7 protein-coding genes and 1 pseudogene are annotated in these 7,861 nt (G+C 71.7%); 4 read left to right on the top strand and 4 right to left on the bottom strand.

The window, feature by feature from the left end:
* Nucleotides 1-235 (bottom strand): sulfurtransferase TusA family protein (locus ACFPZN_RS55345; RefSeq protein ID WP_378293350.1); only part of this gene is annotated, 235 nt, incomplete at its 3' end.
* 88 nt (nt 236-323) lie between these two features.
* On the bottom strand, nt 324-1,481 hold the full coding sequence (locus ACFPZN_RS55340) for a cysteine desulfurase family protein (protein ID WP_378293348.1): 1,158 nt from the start codon (nt 1,479-1,481) through the stop codon (nt 324-326).
* Nucleotides 1,482-1,665: 184 nt separating this feature from the next.
* Between ACFPZN_RS55340 and ctaC the strand changes: the two genes are divergently transcribed.
* The 4 genes from ctaC (at nt 1,666) to ACFPZN_RS55320 (ending at nt 5,916) form a co-directional block, all read left to right on the top strand.
* On the top strand, nt 1,666-2,445 hold the full coding sequence (ctaC, locus tag ACFPZN_RS55335; protein WP_378293346.1) for an aa3-type cytochrome oxidase subunit II: 780 nt from the start codon (nt 1,666-1,668) through the stop codon (nt 2,443-2,445).
* The gene (gene ctaD, locus ACFPZN_RS55330; RefSeq protein ID WP_464041817.1) at nt 2,442-4,109 is read left to right on the top strand and encodes an aa3-type cytochrome oxidase subunit I; all 1,668 of its coding nucleotides are present in this window, start codon (nt 2,442-2,444) and stop codon (nt 4,107-4,109) included. The genes ctaC and ctaD overlap by 4 nt, the downstream gene beginning before the upstream one ends.
* 3 nt (nt 4,110-4,112) lie before the next feature.
* Nucleotides 4,113-4,523, top strand: a complete 411-nt coding sequence (locus tag ACFPZN_RS55325; protein WP_378293344.1) for a cytochrome c oxidase subunit 4 — start codon at nt 4,113-4,115, stop codon at nt 4,521-4,523.
* A gap of 112 nt (nt 4,524-4,635) precedes the next feature.
* A complete protein-coding gene (locus ACFPZN_RS55320) occupies nt 4,636-5,916 on the top strand; it encodes a L,D-transpeptidase (RefSeq protein ID WP_378293352.1) in 1,281 nt (426 codons plus the stop codon).
* Here ACFPZN_RS55320 and ACFPZN_RS55315 read toward each other — a convergent pair.
* A complete protein-coding gene (locus ACFPZN_RS55315) occupies nt 5,913-7,268 on the bottom strand; it encodes a M48 family metallopeptidase (RefSeq protein WP_378293342.1) in 1,356 nt (451 codons plus the stop codon). The two genes, ACFPZN_RS55320 and ACFPZN_RS55315, sit on opposite strands and share 4 nt — an antisense overlap.
* Nucleotides 7,265-7,861, bottom strand: a pseudogene (locus ACFPZN_RS55310) (hypothetical protein); the annotation flags it as partial. The pseudogene ACFPZN_RS55310 and the gene ACFPZN_RS55315, both read right to left, overlap by 4 nt.

Here is a 7,861-nt window from a genome sequence, read left to right as displayed (position 1 = left end):
CCGGTGCCGGGAGGAGGGCGAGCGCGAGCACCACGACCTCCCCGACCGGGATCTCCCGGATGCGCTCGGCGAGCAGGATGATCGGGATCGGGCACTTGCGGCCCAGCGCGTCGATGACCAGCGCCGGCGCGGGCCCGGCCGGTTCGGGGGCGGGGGCGGGGGCCTGGACGGTCTGCGGCGGGGCGCCGCCGCCGCGGCGGTGGGACCCGGCCTTCGCACGGCCTCGGAACCTCATGCGCGCGCCCGCCTCCCTGTCGTCGCGGTCCTGCCCGTGGGGGTGGTGCAGGTCGTCGCGTCCCTCGTCGCGTTCCTCGTCGCGTCCCTCACGGTGCGCTCACCCCCGCGGCCCGGCGCAGCCGGGCCACCGTGCGGGGGAGTACGGCGAGGAAGCGGTCGACATCGTCCGGATTCGCGCCACGCGGCAGCGATACCCGTACGTTGCCATGCGTAATCACCCCCATCGCCTCAAGGACATGACTGGGTCGCAGCGTATCCGCCGTGCACGAGCTTCCCGAGGAAACCGCGAAACCCAGTCTGTCCAGTTCGGTGAGCAGCGCCTCACCCGGGACGTACAGGCAGGAGAAGGTGACCAGGTGCGGGAGCCGCTCGACGGGGTGGCCGACGACCTCCACGTCGGGGACCAGCTCGGGCACCCGGGTCCGGATCCGGTCGACCAGCGCGAACAGGCGCGGCGCCTCCCCGGCGGCCTCGGCGGCGCGGGCCTCCAGCGCGGCGGCCGCGGCGACGGCGGACGGGACGTTCTCGAAGCCCGGGACGCGGCGGTCGCCGCGCTCGTCGTGGGGGAGCGGGGAGCGCCAGCGGTTGCCCTTGCGCACCACCAGCAGCCCCACGCCGGGCGGGCCGCCCCACTTGTGGGCGCTGGCGGCCAGGTAGGACCAGCCCCCGGGGACCGCGAGGCGCCCGGCGGACTGGGCGGCGTCCACGAACAGCGGGACGCCGGCGGCCCGGCACGCCTCGGCGGCCTCGGCGACCGGCTGCAGCGTGCCGACCTCGTGGTTGGCCGACTGGAGGCAGGCCAGCGCGGTGTCGGGACGCAGCGCGGCGGCGAAGGCGGCCGGGTCGACCCGCCCGTCCCGGTCCACGCCGACGACGGTGACCTCGCCGCCGTCGGCCTCGTGCGTCTCGGCGGCGTGCAGCACGCTGGAGTGCTCCACGGCGCCCACGACCAGATGGCGGCCGGCGCGGCGGCGGGCCTTGAGCGCGCCCAGCACGGCCAGGTGCACCGCCTGGGTGCCGGAGGTGGTGAACGACAGCTCGTCCGGGCGCACGCCGAGGACCCCGGCCGCGCGGGCGCGCGCCTCGTCCAGCATCACCCGGGCGCCGCGCGCCGCGCCGTACAGCCGCGCCGGGTCGGCCCAGCCGGACTCCAGCGCGTCCAGGAGCGCCGCGCGCGCCGCCGGATGCGGCGGCTCACTGGACGCGGCGTCGAAGTAGGCGCCCGGGACTTGGGAATCGGCCACGTCAGCACCCTAACCGGGCACCCGATCCGGGGGTTGCGGCACCCTCACGCTAATGTGTCCCCCACACACGTGTAACAACTGATCTCACCGCCCGGCAGACCGGGCTTTCTATCCGTGGGGAAGGCATTCCGTGAGTCCGACCCGCTCTGGGGAGCGGCGTGCGCCTGTGCGCGGTCGCCGCGCATTGACGAGCGCCGGCGCGCTGGGCCTGCTGGCGCTGACCGCCACCGCGTGCAGCGGCGAGGTGGCCCGCCTGGGCATGCCCGAGCCGATCAGTGACCAGGCCGAGCGCATGCTCAAGCTCTGGCAGGGGTCCTGGATCGCGGCGTTCGCCGTGGGCGCCGTGGTCTGGGGCTTGATCATCTGGGCGGTGCTTTTCCACCGCAAGCGCTCCGACGACCTGCCGCCGCAGGTGCGTTACAACATGCCGATCGAGATCCTCTACACGGCGGTCCCGTTCGTCATCATCGGTGTCCTGTTCTACTTCACGGCCCGTGACCAGAACTACGTCGAGAAGACCACCGACAACCCCTCGGTGACGATCGACGTGACCGGGTTCCAGTGGAGCTGGCAGTTCGACTACCGCGAGAAGGACGCGGCGGGCAAGGAGCGCACGGTCGCCTCGGTCGTCGGCACGCCCGTCGACCCGAACGCCACCACGGGCGCCAAGCCGGTCATGACGATCCCGGCGGGCGAGACCGTGCGCGTGCGGCTGCACGCCAACGACGTCATCCACTCGTTCTGGGTCCCGGCGCTCCTCTACAAGAAGGACGTCATGCCGGGCTACACCAACGAGTTCGAGTTCACCGCGCGCAAGACCGGGACCTACGAAGGCCGTTGCGCCGAGCTCTGCGGCGTCGACCACAGCCGGATGCTGTTCCAGCTGAAGGTCGTCTCGCCGCAGGAATACGACCAGTACATCGCCGACGCCAAGCGCAAGGCGGCAGGGGGTGCCCAGCAGTGACCACGGTCAGCGAGGCGCCGGGCGACGTGTCGGTCCCCCGGACGCGGACGAGCAAGGGGCGCATCATCGCCTCCTGGATGTCGTCCACCGACCACAAGGTGATCGGCTACCTGTACCTGATCACCTCGTTCGTGATGTTCCTGATCGGCGGCGTGCTGGCGCTGGTCATGCGGCTGGAGCTGTTCGAGCCCGGCCTGGACGTGGTGAGCAACGAGCAGTTCAACCAGCTGTTCACCATGCACGGCACCATCATGCTGCTGATGTTCGCGACCCCGCTGTTCGCCGGGTTCGCCAACGTCATCATGCCGCTGCAGATCGGCGCGCCGGACGTGGCGTTCCCGCGGATGAACATGCTGGCGTACTGGCTGTTCCTGTTCGGCAGCCTGATCGTGATCGCCGGCTTCCTGACCCCGGGCGGCGCCGCCAGCTTCGGCTGGTTCGCCTACGCGCCGCTGTCGGACGCGGTGCGCTCGCCGGGCGTCGGCGGCGACATGTGGGTGATGGGCCTGGCCATGTCGGGCTTCGGCACCATCATGGGCGCGGTCAACTTCATCACCACGATCCTGTGCATGCGGGCGCCGGGCATGACGATGTTCCGGATGCCGATCTTCACCTGGAACATCCTGCTGACCTCCATCCTGGTGCTGCTGGCCTTCCCCGTGCTCGCGGCGGCGCTGCTGGCGCTGGAGGCCGACCGCAAGCTCGGCGCGCACGTGTTCGACGCCGCGCACGGCGGGGCCCTGCTGTGGCAGCACCTGTTCTGGTTCTTCGGGCATCCGGAGGTCTATATCATCGCGTTGCCCTTCTTCGGCATCGTGACCGAGATCTTCCCGGTGTTCAGCCGCAAGCCGGTGTTCGGCTACATCGGCCTGGTGTTCGCCACCATCTCCATCGCGGGCCTGTCGGTCACCGTGTGGGCGCACCACATGTTCGTCACCGGCCAGGTGCTGCTGCCGTTCTTCTCCTTCATGACGTTCCTCATCGCGGTGCCCACAGGAGTGAAATTCTTCAACTGGGTCGGAACGATATGGAGAGGGCAACTAACGTTCGAGTCACCGATGCTGTGGTCGATCGGCTTCCTGGTGACGTTCCTGTTCGGCGGGCTGACCGGCGTCATCCTCGCCTCGCCGCCGATGGACTTCCAGCTGTCGGACTCCTACTTCGTCGTGGCGCACTTCCACTACGTCGTGTTCGGCACGGTGGTGTTCGCGATGTTCGCCGGCTTCTACTTCTGGTGGCCGAAGTGGACCGGGAAGATGCTGAACGACCGGCTGGGCAAGGTGCACTTCTGGCTGCTGTTCATCGGCTTCCACGGCACCTTCCTCATCCAGCACTGGCTGGGCGCCGCGGGCATGCCCCGGCGGTACGCCGACTACGCCAGCGAGTTCACCGGGATGAACCAGGTGTCGTCGGTGTTCTCCCTGCTGCTGGGCCTGTCGATGCTGCCGTTCTTCTACAACGTCTACATCACCGCCAAGAAGGGCAAGCGGGTCACCGTGGACGACCCGTGGGGGTACGGCGCGTCCCTGGAATGGGCGACGTCCTGCCCGCCGCCGCGGCACAACTTCAACTCGATCCCGCGGATCCGCTCCGAGCGCCCGGCGTTCGACCTGCACCACCCGCACGTCGGCGCCAAGGGCGAGCTCACCGGGACGAAGGGCTAGGCGATGCGCGTTCAGGCGTTCATGTTCTACGGGTGCGCGGTCTTCTTCCTCGCCACCGACGTCGTCTACTGGATGTGGTCCAAGGACTGGACGGGCACCACGGCGCTCGCCCTGTCCGTCGGCCTGGCCGGGCTGATCGGGTTCTACATCCACTTCACCGTCCGGCGCCTGGAGAAGGGCAACGGCGGGCCGCTGTACGAGGACGACCCCGAGGGCGACATCGCGGACGCGGCCGGCGAGCTGGGCTTCTTCAGCCCGCACAGCTGGTGGCCGCTGTACGTGGCGCTGTCGGCCGCGGCCGTGGCGCTCGGCGTGGTGTTCGGCTGGTGGCTGGTGATCCTCGGCGCGACCGCCGCGATCATGACCACCATCGGGCTGGTGTTCGAGTACTACCGGGGCCACTTCTCGCACTGAGCCCCGGCGCCCGCCCGTAGCGAACTCGCCCGTAAACGGTAAAGGATCACTCAGAGGGCCGGTGCCCGCGAATCTCGCGGGTACCGGCCCTTTCATGATGATCGCGTTGAATATGCGCCCAAAGGCCGATGGGCGCTTCGGGATCGAGGCCCGCGCGGCGGCGGTGGGCCTGGCGGCGGCGGTGGTGGGCGCGGGAGCCGCGGGCTGCACCTCCGGCGCCGACACGATGGTGACCGGTGCGGACGCGGTCACCGTGGCGGTCAGCCCCGCGCAGGGCGCGCAGCGGCCGCGGCCGGACAGCCCGATCGCGGTGCAGGCGCGGCAGGGGACGATCGAGAACGTCACCGTCTTCACCAAGGGCGAGCCGGTCGAGGGCGCGTTGAGCGCCGACCGCACGCAGTGGCGCTCGCGGTGGGCGCTGCGTCCGGGCACCGAGTACCGGGTGGCGGCCACCGCGCTCGGCCGCGACGGGAGGACCCGCACGGTCGCCAGCCGGTTCACCACGGCCAAGGCGGACCGGACGGTCGGCGTGACCTTCGAGGGGCCGAGCGACAAGGAGGTCGTCGGTGTCGGGATGCCCATCGTCATGAACTTCGAGAGCGAGGTGTCCGACCGGGCGGCGGTGGAGCGGGCGCTGGAGGTCCGCTCCAGCAGACCGGTCGAGGGGGCCTGGCACTGGTTCGACAATCAGACGGTGGTGTTCCGTACCAGGAACTTCTGGCCGCGCCACACCGACGTGGCCTTCCGCGCGCACCTGAGCGGCGTGGCGGTGGCCAAGGGCGTGTACGGGGGGAAGGACCACGCGGTGAGGTTCCGCGTGGGGGACGAGCGGATCAGCACCGCCAGCGAGGACAAGCACCAGATGGTGGTGAGGGAGAACGGCAGGGTCGTCCGGAAGATGCCCATCAGCATGGGGCGGGGCGGCGTCCGCAAGTACACCACCACCAACGGCATGCACCTGACGATGGACAAGGGCAACCCGGTCACCATGACCTCGTCCTGGGAGGGCATCGGGCCCGGCTCGGCCGGCTACTACAGCCTGACCGTCGACAACGCGGTCCGGATCTCCGACAGCGGCGAGTACGTGCACAGCGCGCCGTGGTCGGTGGGGTCGCAGGGCAGCTCCAACGTCAGCCACGGCTGCATCAACACCAGCCCGTCGCACGCGCGCTGGTTCTACGAGTTCTCCCAGCGCGGCGACCCGTTCGAGGTGACGGGCAGCAGCCGCGAGCTGGAGCCGGACAACGGCTGGGGCTACTGGCAGATGAACTGGAAGAACTGGGTGCAGGGCAGCGCGCTCAAGCAGTCGATGCGGATCGGCCCGCAGGGCGGCGTCGGCCTTCCCGCCCAGCACGCCTCGCCGGGGGCCGTGGCCGAGGAGCAGCGCCCCTAGCGCCGCTGCGGGGGAGGTTCCGGGACGCCGTGCAGGCGGGCCCAGTCGCGGGCCAGGGCGATGCGTTCGGGCGCCGACGGGTGCGTCATGTAGAGGACGCGTTCGAGCATGTCGGGCCGCAGGTCGGAGATGTTGCGGACGGACAGCTCGTGCTGCATCGACGCGAACGTGGCGGGATCGCGCGTGAGGTCGAGGGAGTGCGCGTCGGCGCGCGCCTCGATCTGTCGGCTGATGAGGTTCTGGACGGGCCCGCCGAGCTGCATCCCCACCGTCACCAGCGCGATCAGCAGGGCCACCGACCGGGGGTCGCCGGTCGCGCCCCCCGGCGGGCCGGCGCCGCCGCCGGGCCCCGGGACGACGCCCGCGCGGCGCAGCAGGCGCGGTGAGCCGAGCAGCAGGTGGAGCAGGCAGACGGCCGCGGAGACGCCCAGCGCGCCGATCAGCGTCCCGTAGAGCACGTCGGCGTGCTTGGCGTGACCGAGCTCGTGCGCCACGATCGCCTCGACGCGCGGGGCCGGGGTGGACTTCAGCAGCGTGTCGTACACGACGATGCGGCGGGTCGAGCCGAAGCCGGACACGTAGGCGTTCAGCGCGGTCGTGCGGCGGGACGCGTCGGCGACCAGGACGTCCTTGACCGGGACGCCGTCGCGTTCGGCCATCGCGAGCAGGTCGGTGCGCAGCCGGCTCTGCGGCAGCGAGTGGAACTTGTTGAAGACCGGCTCGAACACGACCGGGTAGAGGAACGACAGCGCCACCACCAGGACGAAGCCCCCGGCCGCCGCGCCCGTCCACCAGTAGCGCGGGAACCGGCGCAGCGCCCAGTAGAGCAGGACCAGCGCGAGCGTCCACACGACCCAGGTGACGCCGAGCGACTTGGCCTGGTCGACGAGCCAGGACGGCCAGGACTGCGTGGACAGTCCGTACCGGCGCAGGATGGCCTCGCCCCAGACGGAGAACGGCAGCGCGGCCAGGCGCAGCAGCGTGGTGAGCACCACGGCCGCCACCGCCACCCGCAGCGGCCAGCGGCGCACCCGCGCGGTCGTCCACGCGATGAACCGGGAGCCGAGCGGGGTCAGGCCCAGCACGAGCACCAGGGCCAGTCCCGTGACCAGGCTGGTGTAGGCGCGCGGCGCGAGCGCGGCGTCGAACGCGCGCGACCGGGCGATCTCGGCGGCGCTGAAGTCGCGGGCCGGGTCCACCGGCGCGGCGCCGCCCGGCACGTGGCCGGGCATCGGGTTCCACGGCGTGGTGAACGCCAGGACCGCGCCGACGGCGGCGAACAGCACCACCGCCGCGACCGCGGCCGCCCGCCGCGAACGCCGGTCGGCCGCCTGCCCGGGCTCGGCGCTCATCGCAGTTCCCTCCGCAGGTAGTCACGCCAGCCGGCGGTGAAACGGGCCGGGCTGACGCCCAGCACCTCGCGCAGCGCCGCGGTCTCGGAACGCCGTCCCGCCGTCCGGTAGAGCCGGACCAGTCTCGCCTCACCGTACCGCTCGGCGATCATCCGGCAGGCCAGCCAGGCCTCCTGGTAGGACTGCGAGAGCCGGCCCGAGGCGCCGTCGAAGGCGGCCCGGCCCGGAAGGGCGGCGGGCAGCCGCCCGGCGGCGACCTCGCGCGCCAGCTCGCGCGCGGCCGACCGCACGGCGACGTCCCGGCCGTGGTAGCCGACGTGGTCGGCGAAGCCCTCGATGAGCCAGAGCGGGGTGCGGCCGTCGCGGGCGCCGCCGGTGGCGACATGCGTCAGCTCGTGCGTCAGGACGACGTCGCGCCCCAGGTCGTTGAGGCGGCCGAAGACGCCGGGGGCGATGACGATCCGGTCCGCCCCCGGTCCGCCGGACGTGGGCGCGACGGTGGCAAGCGCGGCGATCTCCGCCAGGTCGCGGTCGCCTCCCGCCGGCGTCCCGGCGCGCCGGTCGTCACCCGGTACCAGCGCGACCACCCGGTC

The sequence above is a fragment of the Actinomadura rugatobispora genome (assembly GCF_042656285.1).
GTDB classification, from domain to species: Bacteria; Actinomycetota; Actinomycetes; order Streptosporangiales; family Streptosporangiaceae; genus Spirillospora; species Spirillospora rugatobispora.
This window is presented reverse-complemented; position numbering and strand designations above follow the sequence as displayed.